Raw genomic sequence first — 19,364 nt, forward strand, 5'->3', positions numbered from 1 at the left:
GGGCACGGCAGCCTTGGAGGCCCGATGGGCGAGATCGAACCTATACGGCGCGGCCCGGCGCCCTCGCCATCGACCCAGGCGCCAGTCCCGCAGGCGGCGGCGCTGCCCAACGTCACCTTCGACCGCCGGGAACTCGACCGCATTCTCGATCTGTACGGGCGCATGGTCGCCGCGGGGGAATGGCGCGACTACGCCATCGACTTCCTCAAGGAGCGGGCGGTGTTCTCCATCTTCCGCCGCTCCCTGGACGTGCCGCTCTATCGCATCGAGAAACAGCCGAAGCTGGCGCGCAAGCAGGGCGCCTACAGCGTCGTCTCGCAGACCGGGCTCATCCTGAAGCGTGGCCACGAACTGCCGCGCGTGCTGGCGGTGCTGGAGAAGCCGCTGACCTCCGTGAGCTGAGCCGAGGCGCCGGCCGATCCGGCGGCGCGAAGAAGGGTTGTTCCTGGACGGGGCGTCGGGCATCGTGCGCGCCGCATCAACGGATAGCCCAATGTCTTCTGCTCCCCGCCCGATCCAGCCTGGCGACCATGTGTTCCTGGTGGACGGCTCGTCCTTCGTGTTCCGGGCCTATTTCCAGTCCATCAACCAGGACCGGAAGTACAATTTCCGTTCCGACCGCCTGCCCACCGGCGCGGTCCGGCTGTTCTGCACCAAGCTGTTCCAGTTCGTCCGCGAGGGCGCCCTCGGCATCCGGCCGACCCACCTCGCCATCATCTTCGACAAGTCGGAGGATAGCTTCCGCAAGGAGATCTACCCCCGCTACAAGGCCAACCGCTCCGACCCGCCCGACGAGCTGATTCCCCAGTTCCCGCTGATGCGAGAGGCAGTCAAGGCCTTCGGCCTCATCCCGGTGGAGATGGCGCGCTACGAGGCGGACGACCTCATCGCCACCTATGCCCGGCAGGCGCAGGCGGCGGGTGCCGACGTGCTGATCGTCTCGGCCGACAAGGACCTGATGCAGCTGATCGGCGACAAGGTCGCCATGTACGACCCGGCCTCCGGCGAATCGGGCGGGCGGGGCTCGCGGCCGGAGCGGCGCATCGGCGTGCAGGAGGTGATCGACTATTTCGGCGTCGGCCCCGAGCAGGTGGTGGACGTGCAGGCGCTCGCCGGTGATTCGACCGACAACGTGCCGGGCGTCCCCGGCATCGGCATCAAGACCGCCGCGACCCTGATCAAGGACTATGGCGACCTCGACACGCTGCTGGCCCGCGCCGGCGAGATCAAGCAGGAGAAGCGCCGCCAATCGCTCATCGAGCATGCGGACAAGGCGCGCATCTCCAAGGAACTGGTGCGGCTGGTCACCGACGTGGCGGTGGAGGTGCCCCTCTCCGACCTCGTCCTGGAGGACCCCGACGGTAAGCGCCTGATCGCCTTCCTCAAGGCGATGGAATTCACCACCATCGTCCGCCGGGCGGCGGAGGCCTTCTCGGTGGACGCGGGCGAGGTCGATCCCGACCCGCGCCTTGCGGCCACCGGCACCGGCCCGCTGTTCGCCGGCCAGAGCGCGCCGGTGTCGTCCGGCGGCGGCGAGCCCGATGCCGGCGAGGCGTTGCCCCCGGCTGCGGCCATCGCCGGCGGGCGGCCCTCGGTGCTGAACCCGCCGGACCTCGTCGCCGCGCGCGCCCAGGAGGCCCGCGCCGACAAGGTGGACCGCGCGCGCTACAGGATGCTCACCACCCGCGCCGAGCTGGAAGCGTGGTGCGCCAAGGCGCGCGAGCAGGGCTACGTGGCCTTCGACACCGAGACCACCTCCATCGATCCGCTCCAGGCGGATCTGGTGGGCGTCTCGCTGGCGCTGGCGCCCAATGAGGCCTGCTACATCCCGCTCGCCCATCGCGGCGCGGGGGAGGGGCTGTTCACCGAGGGCCTGCTGCCCGGCCAGATCGCCTTCGCCGAGGCGCTGGAGGTGCTGAAGGGCGTGCTGGAGGATCCCGGCACGCTGAAGATCGGCCACAACGTCAAGTATGACGCCGCCATCCTCGCCCGCCACGGCATCACCGTCGGGCCGTTCGATTGCACCATGTGCATGTCCTACGCGCTCGATGCCGGCCGCAACAACCACGGCATGGACGAGCTTTCGGTGAAGCACCTGGGCCACACGCCCATCGCTTTCACGGAGGTGGCCGGCAAGGGCAAGGCGCAGATCACCTTCGACAAGGTGCCGCTGGAGGCCGCCACCGCCTATGCGGCGGAGGATGCGGACGTGACCCTGCGCCTGTGGCGGGTATTCAAGCCCCGGCTGCCCGCCGACGGCATGACCACGGTCTACGAGACCATGGAGCGCCCGCTGATCGCCGTGCTGACCCGCATGGAGGCGCGCGGCATCTCCATCGACCGGCCGCTGCTGGCGCGCCTGTCCTCGGAATTCGCCCAGGGGGCGGCGCGGCTGGAGGATGAGATTTCGGAACTCGCCGGCGAGAAGGTCAATGTGGGCTCGCCCAAGCAGATCGGCGACCTGCTGTTCGGCAGGATGAACCTGCCCGGCGCCACCAAGACGCCGACCGGGGCCTGGTCCACCAAGGCCAATGTGCTGGACGAACTGGCGGAAGCCGGCCACGAGCTGCCGCAGAAGATCCTCGCCTGGCGCCAGCTTTCCAAGCTCCGCTCCACCTATACGGACGCGCTGCCCAACTATGTGAACCCGCAGACCCAGCGCGTTCACACCTCCTATGCGCTGGCGGCCACCACGACCGGGCGGCTATCCTCGTCCGAACCCAACCTCCAGAACATCCCCATCCGTACCGAGGAGGGCCGCCGCATCCGCCGCGCCTTCGTCGCGGTGCCGGGCACCAAGCTGGTGTCGGCGGACTATTCGCAGATCGAGCTGCGCCTGCTGGCGGAGATCGCCGAAATCCCGGCGCTGCGGCAGGCGTTCCAGGACGGCATCGACATCCACGCGATGACCGCGTCCGAGATGTTCGGCGTGCCGGTGGAGGGCATGCCCTCCGAAGTGCGCCGCCGCGCCAAGGCGATCAATTTCGGCATTATCTACGGCATTTCGGCCTTCGGCCTCGCCAACCAGCTGGGCATCCCGCGCGACGAGGCGGGGCAGTACATCAAGCGCTATTTCGAGCGCTTCCCCGGCATCCGCGCCTATATGGACGAGACACGCACCTTCTGCCGCGAGCACGGCTATGTGGAGACGCTGTTCGGCCGGCGCTGCCATTATCCGGATATCGCCGCCTCCAACCCCTCCATCCGGGCCTTTAACGAGCGCGCCGCCATCAACGCCCGCCTCCAGGGGACGGCGGCGGACATCATCCGCCGGGCAATGATCCGCATGGAAGGCGCGTTGAAGGACGCCGGCCTGTCCGCCCGGATGCTGCTCCAGGTGCATGACGAACTGGTGTTCGAGGTGCCCGACGCGGAGGTGGAGGCCACGCTTCCCGTCGTGCGCCGGGTGATGGAGCATGCCGCCTTGCCGGCGGTCACGCTGGCCGTTCCGCTCCAGGTGGAAGCCAGCGCCGCCGACAATTGGGAGGAGGCGCACTGAGCGCCTCTTCCTTCCGGCGGCCGCTTCTGCGCCCATGGAACGTGAAATAACCAAACATCATTTTCGCGGCGTTGAATAACGCCGCCGCATGCGTCATATGACAGGGACGCGGCCGCCCCTTGGCAAGTCCAGCCCGTGGGGAGACACTTCCAAGTCGCGCCGTCCGAACCATGAGAGAGTGACCCGATGAGCGCCGATCGCACGCCCCCGCAGGATGGCCGCGCGCCGCGCGTGCGCGAGGGCGGGCGCATGGAGAAGCTGGCGCGCCTGCCGGTCTTCTATGCGCTGGCGGGCAAGCGCGTGCTGGTGGCCGGCGGCGGCGAGCCGGCGGTGTGGAAGGCCGAGCTGCTCTCCGCCGCCGGTGCGCGGGTGGAAGTGATCGCGCCCGAGATCTGCGAGGAGATGTGGCATCTGGCCGGCGCCGCGCCGGACGGGCATATCGCCATCCACAAGCGCCCCTGGGCACCCGATGACTTACCTGGCGCGGCACTGGCCGTTGCCGACGCGGCGGACGAGGCGGAGGCCGGCCGCTTCGCCGCCGCCGCCCACGCCGCCGGCGTGCCGGTGAACGTGGTCGACAAGCCGGCCTATTGCGATTTCGCCTTCGGCGCGATCGTCAACCGCTCGCCGCTGGTGGTGGGCATCTCCACGGATGGGGCGGCGCCGGTGTTCGGGCAGGCCGTTCGGGCCAAGATCGAGGCGCTGCTGCCGCAGGGCTTCAAGGCCTGGGCGCAGGCGGCGCAGGCGTGGCGCGGCGCGGTGACCGCGCTGGGACTGTCGTTTCAGGCGCGCCGGCGCTTCTGGGAGGATTTCGCCGCCCGCGCCATGGCCGAGCCCGGCCGCGTGCCGAACGACACCGATCGCGACGTGCTGCTGGCCGCCGCCGAACTGGGGCAGGGCGCACCGGACGTGGGGTCGGTCGTCCTCGTGGGCGCGGGGCCGGGCGATCCCGAGCTGCTGACGCTGAAGGCGGTGCGGGCGCTGCAATCGGCCGACGTGGTGCTCTATGACGATCTGGTCTCCGAGGCGGTGCTGGATTTCGCCCGCCGCGAGGCGAGGAAGATGCTGGTGGGCAAGACCGGCTATGGCCCCTCCTGCAAGCAGGACGACATCAACGCCCTGATGGTCCAACTGGCCCGGGAGGGCCGCCGCGTGGTGCGCCTGAAGGGTGGCGAGCCGATGATCTTCGGTCGCGCCGGCGAGGAGATCGCCGCCTGTCATGCGGCGGGCGTGCGGGTCGAGGTGGTGCCCGGCATCTCCGCGCCGCAGGGCGCGGCGAGCCGCCTCGTCGCGTCGCTGACCCATCGCGACCACGCCCGGCGGCTGCAATTCGTCACCGCCCATGCCCGCGACGGCAAGCTGCCGCGCGACCTCGATTTCCATGCCCTGTCCGACAAGGCGGCGACCACGGTGGTCTACATGCCGCGCCGCACCCTGCCGGATCTGGTCGGCGAGCTGGCCGCCGCGGGCATCGACCCGGCGACGCCCGCCGTTGCCGTCTTCTCGGTGACCCGCGCCGAAGAGAAGATCGTCTGGGCGCCGGTGTCCGGGCTGGCTGCGGCCGTGTCTGCGGCGGCCGAGGCGGGCGCGGCGGGACCCTGCATCATCATTTATGGCCACGCCCTCTCCGCGGCGGAGGGGGCGCAGGCGCTGGCCGATGGCGGCCCCCGCGCGGCGCGGCTCTGATCCGCCGCGCCGGTGACCGCTCGGCTGCGGCAGGATAAAACGCTTCATGGCCTTCTCATCCGACGAAATCGAACGCTACGCCCGCCACATCGTGCTGCATGACGTGGGCGGGCCCGGCCAGCAGAAGCTGAAGGCGGCCACCGTGCTGGTGATCGGCGCCGGCGGGCTCGGGGCTCCGGTGCTGCTCTATCTGGCCGCGGCGGGTGTCGGCCGGCTGATCCTGGTGGATGACGACGTGGTGTCGCTCTCCAACCTCCAGCGCCAGGTGATCCACCGCACCGCCGACATCGGCCGTCCGAAGACGGACAGCGCGCGAGACGCGGTGGAAGCCCTCAATCCGCATGTGGAGGTGGTGACGCATGCGGTGCGCATCGGGCCGGACAATGCGCTGGAGCTGATCGCGGCGGCGGACGTGGTGGTGGACGGCTCGGACAATTTCGCCACCCGCTATCTCGTCGCCGATGCCTGCGTGCTGGCGGGGAAGACGCTGGTGACGGCGGCGCTGGGCACGTTCGATGCGACGCTCACCACCATCCGCGCCCATGAGACCGGGCCGGACGGCACGCCCAATCCCACCTACCGCTGCCTGTTTCCCGAGGCACCGCCGCCGGGGACGGTAGCACCCTGCGCGGAAGCGGGGGTGCTGGGCGCACTCGCCGGCATCGCCGGCTCCATGGCGGCGCTGGAGGCGATCCGCGCCATCGTCGGCTTCGGCGAGGGACTGGTGGGCAAGCTGCTGATGATCGACGCCCGCTCCATGCGTTTCGAGACGCTGAGCTACGGCTGGGACCCGGACAATCCGCTGACCGGGACCGGGGCGCGGATCACCGACCTCTCCGAGCACGGTCGGGCGGCTTGAGCGCAGGGATGCGGTCAGCTTCCCAGCTGGAGTGCCAGCAGATTGTTGTGATTTCGAATCCAGCCTGGGATCAGGAAGGCATCAACCAAGACCCAAATACCGGCCACCGCCAGAAAGACAAGTCCTACTCCCACTACCGCTAGAGCTGCGCCTGCAATGGTTAGTAAAAGGATCGCGATCGCAGACCCGATTTTTCCGCAATAAAAGCGGTGCCCGCCGAGGCCTCCAAAGAAAATCCACAGCACATAAGCGACTGTGGTGGACTTCTTATTCGCTTCAAACAACATCAACGACCGCGCATCGCTGCCGCGCGATATGTTTACAATTGGATCCATGATATAATTCCCTGCCCAACCCAAAGGTAAAACAGGATATTAGGTCATGTCCATCCCCTAGAGCATCGAGGGCAGGACGCGGTCCGGCGGGCGGTGGCCGTCCATGAAGGTCCGGATGTTGACGATGACCTTCTCGCCCATGTCGACGCGGCCTTCCAGCGTGGCCGAGCCCATGTGCGGCAGCAGCACCACCTTGCCCTGGCGGGCGAGGCGCACGAGCTTGGGGTTCACGGCTGGTTCCTGCTCGAAAACGTCGAGCCCGGCGCCGGCCAGTTCGCCCGCCTCCAGCATGCGGGTGAGGGCGTTCTCGTCGATGATCTCGCCGCGCGCGGTATTCACCACATAGGCCTCGCGCTTCATCAGCTTGAGGCGGCGGGCCGAGAGCAGGTGGAAGGTGGCCGGCGTGTGCGGGCAGTTGACCGAGACGATGTCCATGCGGGCCAGCATCTGGTCGAGGCTGTCCCAATAGGTTGCTTCCAGCGCCTCTTCCACCGCGCCCGGCAGCGGGCGGCGGTTATGGTAGTGGATCTGCAGGCCGAAGGCCTTGGCGCGGCGGGCCACCGCCTGGCCGATGCGGCCCATGCCGATGATGCCGAGGCGCTTGCCCCAGATCCGCCGCCCGAGCATCCAGGTGGGCGACCAGCCGGACCAGTCGTCGCGCTCGCCGATGAGGACCTGCGACCCTTCGGTCAGCCGGCGCGGCACGGCCAGGATCAGCGCCATGGTCATGTCGGCGGTATCCTCGGTGAGGACGCCCGGGGTATTGGTGACGGTGATGCCGCGCGCCAGCGCGCTCGCCACGTCAATGTGATCGACGCCGTTGGAGAAGCTCGCGATCAGGCGGAGATTCTCGCCGGCCTGCGACAATACGGCGTTGTCGATACGGTCTGTCAGCGTGGGCACGAGCACGTCCGCGCGCCGGACCGCCTCCACGAGGGCAGCCTGGTCCATGGGCACGTCGTCGACATTGAGCTGCGCGTCGAACAGTTCGCGCATGCGGGTTTCGACGGTGTCCGGCAGCTTTCGCGTAACGACGACGAGCGGCTTGCGGCGCGCCATTTGTTTCCCCGTTCCCGTTTCTTAACCCTTGTCGTTCCGTCTAGCAGACAGACGGGGAAAGACAAAGCGCGGCGCAAGCGCCGGCCTTGACGCCATGGCCGGGGCAGCGCACTTCACTCCCGCCGGTTCGGCGCCGGTTCGGGTGCTGTCCGCGACGATCCGGCCGTCGATGGTAAAATAATCGCCATTAAAGCTTTAGATGCGGATTCCGGTGCAGATGGATCTGGCCGGAAGCGCCGGCTCCAGGGCATGAAAGGACGAGCGGACATGCAGATCACGTGGCGGCATCTCTTCCAGACGCGCGCGGCGGCTTTCGCCCTGCTCTTGGCGGCGATGCTTCCGGGCGTGACCGGGGCGCAAGCAGCGGACGAGGAGAAGGGCACGGGCTTGCCGGTGCCGCGTTTCGTCTCGCTGAAGGCGGATCGGGTGAATGTCCGCAACGGCCCCAATCGCGACCAGGATGTCGCCTGGATCTTCACCCGCGCCGGGCTGCCGGTGGAGATCACGGCCGAGTTCGAAACCTGGCGGCGCATCCGCGATGCGGACGGCGCGGAAGGCTGGGTCTACCACTCCATGCTGTCCGGCCGGCGCACGGCGCTTGTCTCCCCCTGGAGCAAGGACGCTACGGTGACGCTGCGTGACAAGCCCGACGGCGGTGCCCGCGTCGTGGCGCGGCTGGAGCCGAGCGTGCTCGGGATCATCAAGACGTGCGATGGGAAGTGGTGCCGGATCTTCGGCGAGGGCTTCGACGGCTTCATCGAGCAGAACAAGCTCTGGGGCGTCTATCCCAACGAAAAGGTCGACTGAGCGCCCGCCGCTCGTCCGTTCGGTTTGCTGTACCCGTTCAGCGCAACCTGCTTAGCGCATTGAGGCTGGACGGCCGGTGTTGCCGATGCACGCGGCAAACCCCGGAGCGGACGCCATCATGGGCATCCGGTGCCGTTCTCAGTCTCTTCAAACCCTCGTCTTCAGGCCTTCTTGGCCGGGCGGCCGACGCGCGGCTTGCGCACGGTGTCCTTCGCCTTGGGGGCTTCGGTCACCTTGGCGCGGCCGAGGCCGATCTCCTTCGCCATGGCCGAGCGCGTCAGCGCGTAATTGGGCGCCACCATCGGATAGTCGTAGGGCAGGTCCCATTTCTTGCGATACTCGTCCGGCGTCATGCCGTGCTTCGACAGGAGATGGCGCTTCAGCGACTTGAACTTGTGCCCGTCTTCCAGGCAGACGATGTGGTCCGGCGTGACCGAGCGCTTGACGCTCACCGCCGGGACGACCTGCTTGGGCGCGGCTTCCACCACCGGCTGGTTGCCCAGACCGGCGAGCGCGGCATGCACGGCCTTGATCAGGTTCGGCAGCTCGGTTGAACTGATGCTGTTATGGGCGACGAATGCGCTGACGATCTGCGCTGCATTCTCTGCCAGGAAGTCATTCGAATCTTGATCGTCCATGGCTACTCCTCCGCTAATACACGCTTATTGCAGCAGGAAGAATCGTTATTCAAGCGCGTAAGGAGCATAAAAGCTACCAAAACGGATTTTTCATGCCGCCTTGCAATAAAGCGCCGCGTTTGACCCTTCGTCCAGGGCAAACTTGTGGCGACTTTATGTCTTCATCCGGTAGCCGGTCTTGAAAATCCAGACCACGGCGCCCAGGCACAGAAGCAGGAAGATGAGGGTCATGGCGACGCTCAGCCCAACGTTGACGTCGGAGGTGCCGAAGAAGCTCCAGCGAAAGCAACTCACCAGATAAACCACCGGGTTGAACAGGCTGACCGCCCGCCAGAACGGCGGCAGCATGTCGATGGAATAGAAGCTGCCGCCAAGGAAGGTGAGCGGGGTGACGATGAGCATGGGGATCATCTGGAGCTTCTCGAAACTGTCCGCCCAGATGCCGATGACGAAGCCGAACAGGCTGAAGGTGATCGCGGTCAGCACCAGGAAGGCGAGCATCCAGACCGGGTGTTCGATGCGCAGATCGACGAAGACGGAGGCCACCGCGAGCGTGATCAGGCCGAGGATGATCGATTTGGTCGCCGCCGCGCCGACATAGCCGGTCACGATCTCCAGCGCCGAGAGCGGGGCCGAAAGTATTTCGTAAATGGTGCCGACGAAGCGCGGAAAATAGATGGCGAACGACGCATTGGCGATGCTCTGCGTCAGCAGGCTCAGCATGATGAGCCCCGGCACGATGAACGCGCCGTAGCTGACGTCGCCGATCTGCCGCATGTGGCCGCCGATGGCGGAGCCGAACACGACAAAATAGAGCGAGGTGGACAGAACCGGCGACACGATGCTCTGCAGCAGCGTCCGTCGCATGCGGGCCATCTCGAACAGATAGATGGCGCGGATGGCGTGGAGGTTCATGGGAGCCTCTTGCTGGGGGCGGGCGCATGGGCGGCGCGCCGGTTGGACGGGATGTCGGAAGGCAATCGCGGACGCGCCAGGGGAGGCGGCCCGTCGGCTCGGGCGTCAGGCGTCCGCGCGCACCAGCCGCACGAAGATCTCCTCCAGCGAGCTTTGCTCGGTGTCGAGGTCGGTGAAGGCGATGCCCGCCGCAGCCACATCCTGGAGGAATGGCGAGATGGACGTGGGGTCGCCGGTGCCGGTGTAGGTGTAGACGAGGCGCCGGCCGTCCGGCGACAGCGCCAGCGGGTAGCGGGCGAGCGCGGCGGGGATCTCGGCTAGCGGCGCGGCGAGCTGCAAGGCGAGTTCCTTGCGCCCCAGCGTCCGCATGAGGTCCTCCTTGCGTTCCACCAGGATCAGTTCGCCATTGCGGATCACGCCGATGCGGTCTGCCATCTCCTCCGCTTCCTCCAGATAGTGGGTGGTGAGGATGATGGTGACGCCATTGTCCCGCAGGTCGCGGATCACCCGCCACATGTCGCGGCGCAGTTCGACGTCGACGCCGGCGGTGGGCTCGTCGAGGAACAGGATCTGCGGCTCGTGCGACAGCGCCTTGGCGATCATCACCCGCCGCTTCATACCGCCGGACAGCGTCATGATCCGGCTGTCGCGCTTCTCCCACAGGGAGAGATCGCGCAGCACCTTCTCTACATGGGCCTCAGCCGGCGCCTTGCCGAACAGCCCCCGGCTGAGGCGCACCGTCGCCCGGACGGTCTCGAAGGCGTCGGTGGTCAGTTCCTGCGGCACCAGGCCGATGAGCGATCGGGCGGCGCGATAATCGCGGATGATGTCGTGCCCGCCGGCCGCGATCGTGCCCGCCGTCGGCGTCACAAGGCCGCAGATGATGCTGATGAGGGTCGTCTTGCCGGCGCCGTTGGGGCCCAGGAGGGCGAAGATTTCGCCGCGCGCGATCTCCAGGGAGACGTCCTTGAGCGCGGCGTGGCCGGTCGCGTAGGTCTTTGAAACGCCACGGAGAGAAAGGATTGGCTGCATGGGCGGTATATACCTGTTGGGCATCCGGTGGGCGAATTTTAAGCAGAGTGGCTTGGAGTTTCGCAGGTCCCGCGGGTTTTTTGAGGACGCTGCCCATGCCGCGCGCACTCAGGATGCCACGCTCGCGCAAGGTGGGGCTTCTAACACCCTATTCGGCTCACTGAGCCGCGGCGCCGCGACCCCCGGGCGTCGGGGTCGGCCCTGGCATGCGGGTGCCGGGGCCGACCTACCTCGCCAACATGGCATGAAACGGCATGGCTTGCCTGCCGACGGGGTATTTTTAGGATAGTGTTGCGGGGAAGCTTCAGCCCGGTCCGCATTCCTGCCATGCCGCCTCTCGACGCCATCGACCGCAAGATCCTCGCCCTCCTCCAGCAGGATTGCCGCATCACCATGCAGGCGCTGGCGGCGCAGGTGGGTCTCTCCCCGTCGCCCTGCCATCGCCGCGTGCGGCTGCTGGAGGAGCGCGGCGTCATCACCCGCCATGTGGCGCTGGTGGACCAGGCGGCGGTGGGGCTGCCGGTCAGCGTCTTCATCTCCATCAAGCTGGAGCGCCAGAAGGAGGAGGATCTCGACCGCTTCGCCAAGGCCATCTCGGGCTGGGACGAGGTGCTCGAATGCTACCTCATGACCGGGCCGCGCGATTACCTTCTGCGCGTGGTGGCCCCGGACCTCGCCGCCTACGAGACCTTTCTCAAGACCCGGCTGACCCGGCTCGACGGCATCGCCTCGATCGAATCGAGCTTCGCCTTGGGGCAGGTGAAATATTCCATCGCCCTGCCGGTGCGCGCGGCCCAGGCTGCGGTGGGTGGCCCCGGCCGCTGAATCGGCACAAGTCCTGCATCCGGGGAGGCGCGAGCGGCTGCCGGATGGCGGTGCCCGGCGTCATGTCCTGTTCGAGGAGATTATCCCATGGATCGCAGATCCGCCCTGTCCCTGCTTTGTCTTACGGCGCTGTTCGGCCTGTCGGCGCCGGCCGCGCGGGCGGAGGATGCGCTTGATGCCATCATGGCGCGGAAGGTCATCCGCATCGCCATCCCCACCGATTATCCGCCCTATGGCTTCGTCGGCCCGGACCTGAAGCCGCAGGGCCTCGACATCTCCATGGCCGAGCTGATCGGCCAGAAGATGGGCGTGAAGGTGGATCTGGTGCCGGTGTCGAGCGCCAACCGCATCCCCTATCTCCAGACCGGCAAGGTGGATCTCGTCATCTCGACGCTGGGCAAGAACGCCGAGCGCGAGAAGGTGCTCGATTTCTCTTATGCCTACGCCCCCTTCTACCAGGCGGTGTTCGGCGGCAAGGGCGTGGCGGTGAAGGGGCCCGGCGACATGGTCGGCCACAGCGTGGCGGTCACCCGCGGCGCCATGGAGGATCAGGAATTGGAGAAGGTCACGCCGCAGGGCGTGATCGTGAAGCGCTACGAGGACAATGCGGCCACCGCCGCCGCTTATGTGGCCGGGCAGACGGAACTGGTGGCCATCTCCTCCGCGGCGGCGGGCACCATCATGATGAAGAACCCGGCCACCAATACGGAGTTCAAGTTCCTCATCAAGGAATCGCCTTGCTTCATCGGTCTCTCCAAGGGCGAGGAGAAGCTGAAGGCCAAGGTCAACGACATCATCCTCGCCGCCAAGAAGGACGGCACCATCGATGCCATGTCGAAGAAGTGGCTCGGGCGCGAGGCGGGCGAACTGCCGCAGTGACCGGCGCGCGGGCTTTCGATCGTTTCCCCGCCCGGCGTGAGCGCCGGGCGGGCCTTTTGGGAGCCAGGGGGCGCTCAGCGCTCCGCCAGCCAGGATTGGGTCAGCGTCAGGTCGGCCTGGGACAGGCCGTGGCCCACGGGAAGGACCTGGTGGCGCACCTGTGCGCCCATGCCCTCCAGCGTCGCGGCGAGCCGTGCCGCATTGTCCGCCGGCACGATGGGATCGACGGCGCCGGACAGGATCAGCACCGGCGTTCCGGCAAGATCCGCCTTCGGCGCCGCCTTCAGCGGCACCATGGCGCGCAGCAGCACGGCCCCCGCCAGCACGCCGGGATAGAGTTCGAGCACCGCCGCCGCGATATTGGCGCCGTTGGAGAAGCCCAGCGCGATGGGCGCCGGCAGGCCGTAGGCAGCGCGTGCTTCGGCGATGAAGTCCGCCAGTTCCCCGGCCCGCAGCCGCACGTCGGCTTCGTCGAACACGCCCTCGGCGAGGCGGCGGAAGAAGCGCGGCATGCCGCCTTCCATCACCTTGCCGCGCGGCGAGAGCAAAGCGGCGCCGGGCGCTACCGCCTGACCAAGCGGCAGCAGGTCGCTCTCGTCGCCCCCGGTGCCGTGCAGCAGCAGGAGCGGGGCCTTGCCCGGCGCGCGGGCCGGCTCGAAGCGGTGGACGAAGGACAGGGGGCGGGCCGCGTTCGGATGCGCCCGGGTCAGGTTCTCTTCAATCATGGCAACCTCCGTGAGGTCGGAAGGTGGGCGCGAGCCCGCCGGAGCGAACCGGCGGGCGGGCGTCAGGCGAGGACGGGGAGCACCTCTTCGATGGCGCCGCGGCGCGGCTCCAGGAAGGCCGGCAGCTTGAGGGCCGAGCCCAGAGCCGAGACCGGCTCGTCGGCGGCGAACCCCGGGACATCGGTGGCGATCTCGAACAGCACGTGGCCGGGCTCGCGGAAATAGACCGAGCGGAAGTAGTTGCGGTCCTTCTGCTCCGTGGGGTTGAGGCCGTGGTTGGCCTTCAGCTTGCGCACCATCTCCATCTCCTCCGCGTCGTCGGCGGCGCGGAAGGCGATGTGGTGCACGGAGCCGCCGCCCATGCGGGCCGGCAGGAAGCCGCCGGCGCCGCGCAGGTCGACGATGCCGCCGATCTTGGTGTCGCCGGCGCGGTAGCGCACCACCGAGCCCTCCCGCGCCACCTCGGTGAAGCCGAGCACGTCGGTGAGGATGGCGCCGGTGCGCGCGGTGTCCTCCAGCAGCAGGCTGGCCGCGTGGAAGCCGCGGATCGCGGCCTCCGCCGGCACGTCGCCGGCGGTCCAGGCCGGCTCGCCTTCGATGCCGGGCAGGCCGGCGATGGCGAGGCGCATGCCGTCCGGGTCCTTGAAGGGGATCACCTTCTCCCCGAACCGCTCGATGGGCGCCTGGTGGGCGACGCCGCGCTCCACGAGGCGGTGCAGCCAGTAGCCGATGGAGGCCGCCGGGACGCGGAACACCGTCTCCTCGGTCTCGCCCACCCCCAGCCGGCCGGGCGCCACATGCGCCCAGGGGAAGAAGGTGAGGATGGTGCCGGGGGCGCCGGTCTCGTCGCCGAAATAGAAGTGGTAGGTGCCCGGATCGTCGAAATTGACCGTCTTCTTCACCAGCCGGAGCCCGAGGGTGCGGGTGTAGAAGTCGAGGTTGCGCTGGGCCGGGCCGGCGATCGCGGTGATGTGGTGGATGCCGTGGGCGGAGCTGGTGGTGGTCATGAGCTGAACTCCTGGAAGGGTGCCGATCGGTCCGGCGCCGTTGCATCCAGAGATAGCGCTCAGCCGGCGGAGCGCCATGCTGTTTCGATTGCGTCAGTGCAATATTGATTGTGCAAACTGCGAAATTGAATTGCGTCAGTGAACGGAGGATTGTCTCTCCACACCTTGGTTGCCGCCGCGTTCCCGACGGTCCGCGGTTCCCTCAAGACCCTGAAGACAGGAGACTTTCCAATGACCGACGACCGCACTTCCGCCTATGGCGCCCTCGTCCTGCGCGTGGCGCTGGGGCTCATGTTCATTTCCCATGCCTATCTGAAGTTCGCCGTGTTCACCGTGCCCGGCTTCGAGGGCTATCTGGCGGCCCAGGGCCTGCCCACCGCCTTGGCCTGGCCGATCATCCTCGGCGAGTTCCTCGGCGGCGTCGCCATCCTGGTCGGCTTCTACGGCCGCCTGGTCTCCCTGGCGCTGATCCCGCTGCTGCTGGGCGCCGTCATGGTGCATGCCCCGAACGGCTGGGTGTTCAACGTCACCGGCGGCGGCTGGGAATATCCCGCCTTCCTCGCGGTCTCGGCCCTGGCCCAAGGCCTCATCGGCGACGGCGCCCTGGCGCTGAAGTCGGTGACCCTCGCGCAGCTCGTCGGCGGCAAGGCGCGCCCCCGCGCCGCCTGATCCTTCCGCCCCCCCGGCTCCCGGCCGCGCAGTCCCTGCGCGGCCGTTTTCGTTTGCGCGGCAGGCGCTTGGGGCGTGAAACCCGGGCCGGGAATGTGCTTTAGTGACCCCGCCGCGCGGCCGTGTCGGGAGCCGGCCCGGTGGAGGGGGGATCGTGGCGGAGCCGTTCAAGAATCTGGCGTGGGACGATTTCCGGCTGATCAAGGCGGTGGCCGATTCGCGCGGGCTGCCGGCCGCCGCCGCCCAGCTCGGCATCAATCATTCCACCGTGTTCCGCCGCCTCCGCCAGATCGAGGAGGCGCTTGGGGTGGCGCTGTTCGTCCGCCACCGCTCCGGCTATGCGCTGACCCCGGCGGGCGAGGAGGTGGTGGCGCTGGCGGAGCGGGTGGACGCGGACATCACCTCCGTCACCCGCAGGATCGCCGGCCGCGAACTGGCACCCGCCGGCGAATTGCGGGTCACCACCAACGACAGCCTGCTGGTCCATCTGCTGATGCCGTTGCTGGCGAAGTTCCGCCGGGCCTGCCCCAGCGTGCGGCTGGACGTGGTATTGGGCAACCAGGCGCTGAACCTCTCCAAGCGCGATGCCGACGTCGCCATCCGGGCCACCGACGCGCCGCCCGACAATCTGGTCGGCCGCCGCGTGGCGCGGATCGGCTGGGCGCTTTACGGTCTCGCCGCGCAATTCCCCACTCCGGACACCGTGTCTTACGACACGCTTTCGGCCGGCGACTGGATTTCGCTCTCCGACAGCTTCGGCGGCATGCGGGTGGTGAAGGATACTCTGGCCCGCATCCCGCCCGAGCGCATCGCCTATAAGGTGAACACCGTGCTCGGCCTCGCCGAGGCGATCGAGGCCGGCCTCGGCGTCGGCTTCGCGCCCTGCTTCATCGCCGATGCCCACCCGGCCCTGGTCCGCCTCGCCCCGCCGGAGCCGGCCTATGCGGCCGACCTCTGGCTGCTCACCCACCCGGACCTGCGCCATGCCGCCCGCGTCCGGGTGTTCCTCGACTTCATGGCGGCGGAGATCGCCCGGCACCGCGCCTTCCTGGAGGGCGCGCCCGAGCTGCCGCCGGCCGCCGCGGAAGCCGGGGCTCCCGCGGCGGAGGGATGAGGCTCAGTCCTTCAGCGTGGCGGCGGTCTGGCCGAACAGCACGGAGCGGCTGGCCGCGTTCACCGTCGGGGTGCTGCTGACCTCGGCGCCCTTCTCATAGGCGCGGATGGTGGCGGGGCGGGCCTTGATGGCCTCGAACCAGCGCTTCAGGTGGGGGAAGTCCTCCAGCTTCTGCTGCTGGCGCTCGTGCGGCACGATCCAGGGGTAGCAGGCCATGTCGGCGATGGAATAGCCGGCGTCGTCGATGAAGTCGCGGCCCGCCAGGCGGCGATCGAGCACGCCGTAGAGCCGGTTGGTCTCCTTGACGTAGCGCTCCATGGCGTAGGGGATCTTCTCCGGGGCGTACTGGGTGAAATGGTGGTTCTGCCCGGCCATGGGGCCAAGGCCCCCCATCTGCCAGAACAGCCATTGCAGCACCTGGTAGCGCCCGCGCAGGTCGGCCGGCAGGAAGCGCCCGGTCTTCTCCGCCAGATAGAGCAGGATGGCGCCCGATTCGAACACCGAGACCGGCGCCCCGCCGCCCGGCGGGTCGTGGTCGACGATGGCCGGCATGCGGTTGTTGGGGCCGATCTTCAGGAAGTCGGGCTTGAACTGCTCGCCGGCGCCGATGTTCACCGGGTGGATGGCATAGGGCAGGCCGCTCTCTTCCAGGAAAAGAGTGATCTTGTGGCCGTTGGGGGTCGGCCAGTAGTGCAGGTCGATCATGCGCGCTCCAGGTGGGTGCGTCGCCCGGGCTCCGGTGGGGCCCGGCGCAGGGATGGCGCACAGTGGCCCAACATGGTGCGTCAGGAAACCACCCCGCCCGCGACCCACGCATTCGTGCTTGTGTCTTGACGCCCGGCCGCGCCGGGTCGCAGATCGGGCCTCGTTTCCGTTCCAGGCCAGCGGTCAGTCACTCTCATGTCCAAGACTACTCGTGCCACCCAGGCCCTCGAAAAGGCGGGCGTCGCCTTCCGCACGCTCTCTTATGACTATGACCCCTCCGCCGAGCGCATCGGCCTCCAGGCGGCGGAGGCCATCGGCGCCGACCCGCACCGGGTGCTGAAGACGCTGATGGCCGAGGTGGACGGCAAGCCGGTGTGCGTGGTGGTGCCCTCGGATCGCGAGGTGAGCATGAAGAAGCTGGCGGCGGCGTTCGGCGGCAAGGCGGCGCACATGATGCGCCCGGCCGATGCGGAACGCCTGACCGGCTACCATGTGGGCGGCATCAGCCCGTTCGGCCAGAAGCGCGCGGTGCCCACCGTCCTGGAGGAGACCGCGCTCATTGAGGAGACCGTCTTCCTCAATGGCGGCCAGCGCGGGCTGCAAGTGGAAGTGGCCCCCGAGGCCGCCCGCGCCGCGCTCGGCGCCAAGGCCGCCGCGCTGGTGGCGTAGGCGCGCCGCCCGGTCGCGCCTCTCCCCTCCGGTCGCACCCTCTCCCCCATCGCGCGGCAGAACCCTCTCCCACAACGTGGGAGAGGGAGACCGGTTGCGCCCGGTCGTTGCCGCGCCCCCTGTTTCTGCCGCGCCCCTACCGCGCCGCCGCCGGCTTGGGGAACAGGCGGCCCTGCGCCAGCAGGCGCACGGTCAGCAGCGCGATCAGCGCGATGGCCGCATTGGCGATGACGAACAGCGCCGGCGCCAGGGTGGCCGCCGCGCCGGTGTCGCCGCGCTCGATCATGCGCAGCGGCGCGGTGGCCAGCGCCGTCAGGCCGAAGGTGAAGCCCCAGTAGGACGGCGTGAACGGGTGCTCGGCGATCCAGGGGATCATGCGCAGCAGCAGCAGGCCCTGGAGCACGCCATAGCCCAGCAAAGCGTGGGCGATGAGGTCCGGCGGGCCGGGGTTGACCGCAAGATAGGCGATGAGCCCCACCGTGGGCGGGGCGAGCTGGATGCCCAGCGAGGGCCGCAGCATCGGCTCCATGGGCGCGGCGGTGTAGAGGCGCACCATCAGCACCGATTCGATCGCCAGCCAGGAGAAGAAGCCGGCGCCGAACGCCATCTGCCCCCAGTCCTGCAGGCCCAGCGCGCCGAGCCCGGTGGCGGTGACGAAGGAGCCGGCCACGGTGGGCAGGTACATGACCGGCGTGGTGGTGGCGTGCTCGCGCCCGCCCCGCCACAGGAGCCCGGTGCGCCAGATGCCGAACGCCGCCGTGAACAGCGCGCCGAGGGTGAGCAGGCCGATGCCCAGCGGGCGCGAATAAGGCAGGGCGCCCAGCGCCACCAGCATGGTGGCGACGCCGATGAGGCCGACGAAGCAGCACTGGATGGGATGGTCGAGCTCGCTCTGCGCCTCGCGCCGGGCGGAGATCCACTTCGCCACATAGAGAAAGAGCAGCACCGCCCAGATCAGCGCCGCCGCCGCCAGCAGCGCCTCGCCCACCGCCGCCGGCAGGCTCCACAGGCGATGCGCCTCGCGCCAGGCGCCGCCAAGCCCGCCGAAGCCCAGCACCATGCCGAAGAAGGAGGCGGGCACGCGCGGCAGGCCGCCGGCCGGCGCGGGCAGGGACAGCGGGGGCGTCGGCGCGGGCTGCGGTTGCGTCATGGCACTCTCTCCGGCGATGAAACGGCTGTTGGCTAGCATGCCCCGCCGCAGGGCGCCCGCGCAAAACGCCGCCGCGGGGGAAGGGCCGCCTTCCGCCCCCGGCCGGCCGGCCCGGCGGCGCCGGCTTCGCCGGGCGGGGCGGAGCCGGGCGCGCTCCGGGCGCGGGGCCGCGCCGGAAACACAAGCCAAGGCAAAGCCTTACGGCCAAGGTGACGGCTGGCGGGCGGGGAAAATTCCGGAACATCGGCGCCGGCCGGCGGTTGATCCCCCGACGGCCGCGCCAAGGGCCGTCGATCCGATCTTTTCAGCCATCACGACAAGAGGAGCGGCGCATGGGCCTGTTCTCCAAAGACATCAAGACGATGGACGACCTCTTCGTGCACACGCTGCGCGACATCTATTACGCCGAGAAGCGCATCCTGAAGGCGCTGCCCACCATGGTGGAGAAGGCAAGCGATCCCGAGCTGAAGGCCGCCTTCCGCGCCCATCTGGCCGAGACGGAGGGCCACGTGAAGCGGGTGGAGGAGGTGTTCCGCATGCATGGGGCGGAAGCCAAGACCGTCACCTGCCCGGCCATCGACGGCATCATCGACGAGAGCGAGGAGATCGCCGGCGAGGTGGCCGACAAGGAGGTGCTGGACGCCGCCCTCGCGGCGGCGGCGCAGGCGGTGGAGCATTATGAGATGACCCGCTACGGCACGCTGATCGCCTGGGCCAAGCGCTTGGGGCGGGCGGATTGCGCGGCGGTGCTCCAGCGCAATCTCGACGAGGAGAAGGCGGCGGACCGGAAG

The 19,364-nt window shown here is 68.6% G+C and carries 20 protein-coding genes (1 of these 20 only partly in view); 11 read left to right on the top strand and 9 right to left on the bottom strand.

Annotated elements, in window-relative coordinates:
- The first annotated feature begins 24 nt into the window (after positions 1–24).
- The 4 genes from YU1_RS0108085 to YU1_RS0108100 all read left to right on the top strand — a co-directional run bounded on the left by YU1_RS0108085 (position 25) and on the right by YU1_RS0108100 (position 6,044).
- Positions 25–402, top strand: a complete 378-nt coding sequence (locus YU1_RS0108085; RefSeq protein WP_029003640.1) for a DUF2794 domain-containing protein — start codon at positions 25–27, stop codon at positions 400–402.
- 91 nt (positions 403–493) lie between these two features.
- Entirely contained in the window at positions 494–3,499 is a 3,006-nt protein-coding gene (gene polA, locus YU1_RS0108090; RefSeq protein WP_029003641.1) for a DNA polymerase I, read from the top strand.
- Between the two features lie 186 nt (positions 3,500–3,685).
- Entirely contained in the window at positions 3,686–5,185 is a 1,500-nt protein-coding gene (cysG, locus tag YU1_RS0108095) for a siroheme synthase CysG (RefSeq protein ID WP_029003642.1), read from the top strand.
- Between the two features lie 46 nt (positions 5,186–5,231).
- Positions 5,232–6,044, top strand: a complete 813-nt coding sequence (locus tag YU1_RS0108100; RefSeq protein WP_029003643.1) for a HesA/MoeB/ThiF family protein — start codon at positions 5,232–5,234, stop codon at positions 6,042–6,044.
- 14 nt (positions 6,045–6,058) lie between these two features.
- Here YU1_RS0108100 and YU1_RS32590 read toward each other — a convergent pair whose 3' ends face one another.
- Positions 6,059–6,379, bottom strand: coding sequence for a TM2 domain-containing protein (locus tag YU1_RS32590; protein WP_198018864.1), 321 nt, complete (start codon positions 6,377–6,379; stop codon positions 6,059–6,061).
- 57 nt (positions 6,380–6,436) lie between these two features.
- Positions 6,437–7,438 (bottom strand): 2-hydroxyacid dehydrogenase, encoded by a 1,002-nt coding sequence (locus tag YU1_RS0108105; protein WP_029003644.1) that lies wholly within the window; start codon positions 7,436–7,438, stop codon positions 6,437–6,439.
- A 267-nt stretch (positions 7,439–7,705) separates the two neighbouring features.
- On the opposite strand from YU1_RS0108105, the gene YU1_RS0108110 reads away from it, so the two are divergent.
- On the top strand, positions 7,706–8,245 hold the full coding sequence (locus YU1_RS0108110) for an SH3 domain-containing protein (protein ID WP_029003645.1): 540 nt from the start codon (positions 7,706–7,708) through the stop codon (positions 8,243–8,245).
- Between the two features lie 161 nt (positions 8,246–8,406).
- On the opposite strand, the gene YU1_RS0108115 is transcribed toward YU1_RS0108110, so the two are convergent.
- The 3 genes from YU1_RS0108115 to YU1_RS0108125 all read right to left on the bottom strand — a co-directional run bounded on the left by YU1_RS0108115 (position 8,407) and on the right by YU1_RS0108125 (position 10,830).
- Positions 8,407–8,883: a Ros/MucR family transcriptional regulator gene (locus YU1_RS0108115; protein ID WP_029003646.1), complete on the bottom strand. Its 477-nt coding sequence runs from the start codon at positions 8,881–8,883 to the stop codon at positions 8,407–8,409.
- Between the two features lie 153 nt (positions 8,884–9,036).
- Complete coding sequence (locus tag YU1_RS0108120) at positions 9,037–9,798, bottom strand: ABC transporter permease (RefSeq protein WP_029003647.1); 762 nt, start codon at positions 9,796–9,798, stop codon at positions 9,037–9,039.
- A 105-nt stretch (positions 9,799–9,903) separates the two neighbouring features.
- Complete coding sequence (locus tag YU1_RS0108125; RefSeq protein ID WP_029003648.1) at positions 9,904–10,830, bottom strand: ABC transporter ATP-binding protein; 927 nt, start codon at positions 10,828–10,830, stop codon at positions 9,904–9,906.
- Between the two features lie 327 nt (positions 10,831–11,157).
- Between YU1_RS0108125 and YU1_RS28530 the strand changes: the two genes are divergently transcribed.
- Both YU1_RS28530 and YU1_RS0108135 read left to right on the top strand, forming a co-directional pair.
- Complete coding sequence (locus YU1_RS28530) at positions 11,158–11,655, top strand: Lrp/AsnC family transcriptional regulator (RefSeq protein WP_051356622.1); 498 nt, start codon at positions 11,158–11,160, stop codon at positions 11,653–11,655.
- Between the two features lie 87 nt (positions 11,656–11,742).
- The gene (locus tag YU1_RS0108135; RefSeq protein WP_029003649.1) at positions 11,743–12,534 is read left to right on the top strand and encodes a transporter substrate-binding domain-containing protein; all 792 of its coding nucleotides are present in this window, start codon (positions 11,743–11,745) and stop codon (positions 12,532–12,534) included.
- Between the two features lie 74 nt (positions 12,535–12,608).
- Here the strand turns inward: YU1_RS0108135 and YU1_RS0108140 are convergent, their stop codons facing one another.
- Both YU1_RS0108140 and YU1_RS0108145 read right to left on the bottom strand, forming a co-directional pair.
- A complete protein-coding gene (locus YU1_RS0108140; RefSeq protein WP_051356623.1) occupies positions 12,609–13,259 on the bottom strand; it encodes an alpha/beta hydrolase in 651 nt (216 codons plus the stop codon).
- 62 nt (positions 13,260–13,321) lie between these two features.
- Positions 13,322–14,266: a ring-cleaving dioxygenase gene (locus tag YU1_RS0108145; RefSeq protein ID WP_029003651.1), complete on the bottom strand. Its 945-nt coding sequence runs from the start codon at positions 14,264–14,266 to the stop codon at positions 13,322–13,324.
- A gap of 231 nt (positions 14,267–14,497) precedes the next feature.
- On the opposite strand from YU1_RS0108145, the gene YU1_RS0108150 reads away from it, so the two are divergent.
- Together YU1_RS0108150 and YU1_RS28535 are read left to right on the top strand one after the other, a co-directional pair.
- The gene (locus YU1_RS0108150; RefSeq protein WP_029003652.1) at positions 14,498–14,935 is read left to right on the top strand and encodes a DoxX family protein; all 438 of its coding nucleotides are present in this window, start codon (positions 14,498–14,500) and stop codon (positions 14,933–14,935) included.
- 154 nt (positions 14,936–15,089) lie between these two features.
- A complete protein-coding gene (locus tag YU1_RS28535) occupies positions 15,090–16,049 on the top strand; it encodes a LysR family transcriptional regulator (protein WP_035714417.1) in 960 nt (319 codons plus the stop codon).
- Between the two features lie 3 nt (positions 16,050–16,052).
- On the opposite strand, the gene YU1_RS0108160 is transcribed toward YU1_RS28535, so the two are convergent.
- Positions 16,053–16,754, bottom strand: a complete 702-nt coding sequence (locus tag YU1_RS0108160) for a glutathione binding-like protein (protein WP_029003653.1) — start codon at positions 16,752–16,754, stop codon at positions 16,053–16,055.
- Between the two features lie 195 nt (positions 16,755–16,949).
- Here YU1_RS0108160 and ybaK point away from each other — a divergent pair, with 195 nt between their 5' ends.
- A complete protein-coding gene (gene ybaK / locus YU1_RS0108165; protein WP_029003654.1) occupies positions 16,950–17,423 on the top strand; it encodes a Cys-tRNA(Pro) deacylase in 474 nt (157 codons plus the stop codon).
- A 136-nt stretch (positions 17,424–17,559) separates the two neighbouring features.
- Here the strand turns inward: ybaK and tehA are convergent, their stop codons facing one another.
- Positions 17,560–18,573 carry a dicarboxylate transporter/tellurite-resistance protein TehA gene (tehA, locus tag YU1_RS0108170; RefSeq protein WP_156922002.1) on the bottom strand — a complete coding sequence of 338 codons (1,014 nt, stop codon included), beginning with the start codon at positions 18,571–18,573 and terminating at the stop codon, positions 17,560–17,562.
- Positions 18,574–18,905: 332 nt separating this feature from the next.
- On the opposite strand from tehA, the gene YU1_RS0108175 reads away from it, so the two are divergent.
- Positions 18,906–19,364, top strand: the 5' portion of a protein-coding gene (locus YU1_RS0108175; RefSeq protein ID WP_029003656.1) for a YciE/YciF ferroxidase family protein. It continues 48 nt past the right edge of the window; only the first 459 of its 507 coding nucleotides appear in the window; the start codon lies at positions 18,906–18,908; its stop codon lies off the right edge, out of view.

Origin of the sequence: Azorhizobium doebereinerae UFLA1-100 (assembly GCF_000473085.1) — a bacterium.
GTDB classification, from domain to species: domain Bacteria; phylum Pseudomonadota; class Alphaproteobacteria; order Rhizobiales; family Xanthobacteraceae; genus Azorhizobium; species Azorhizobium doebereinerae.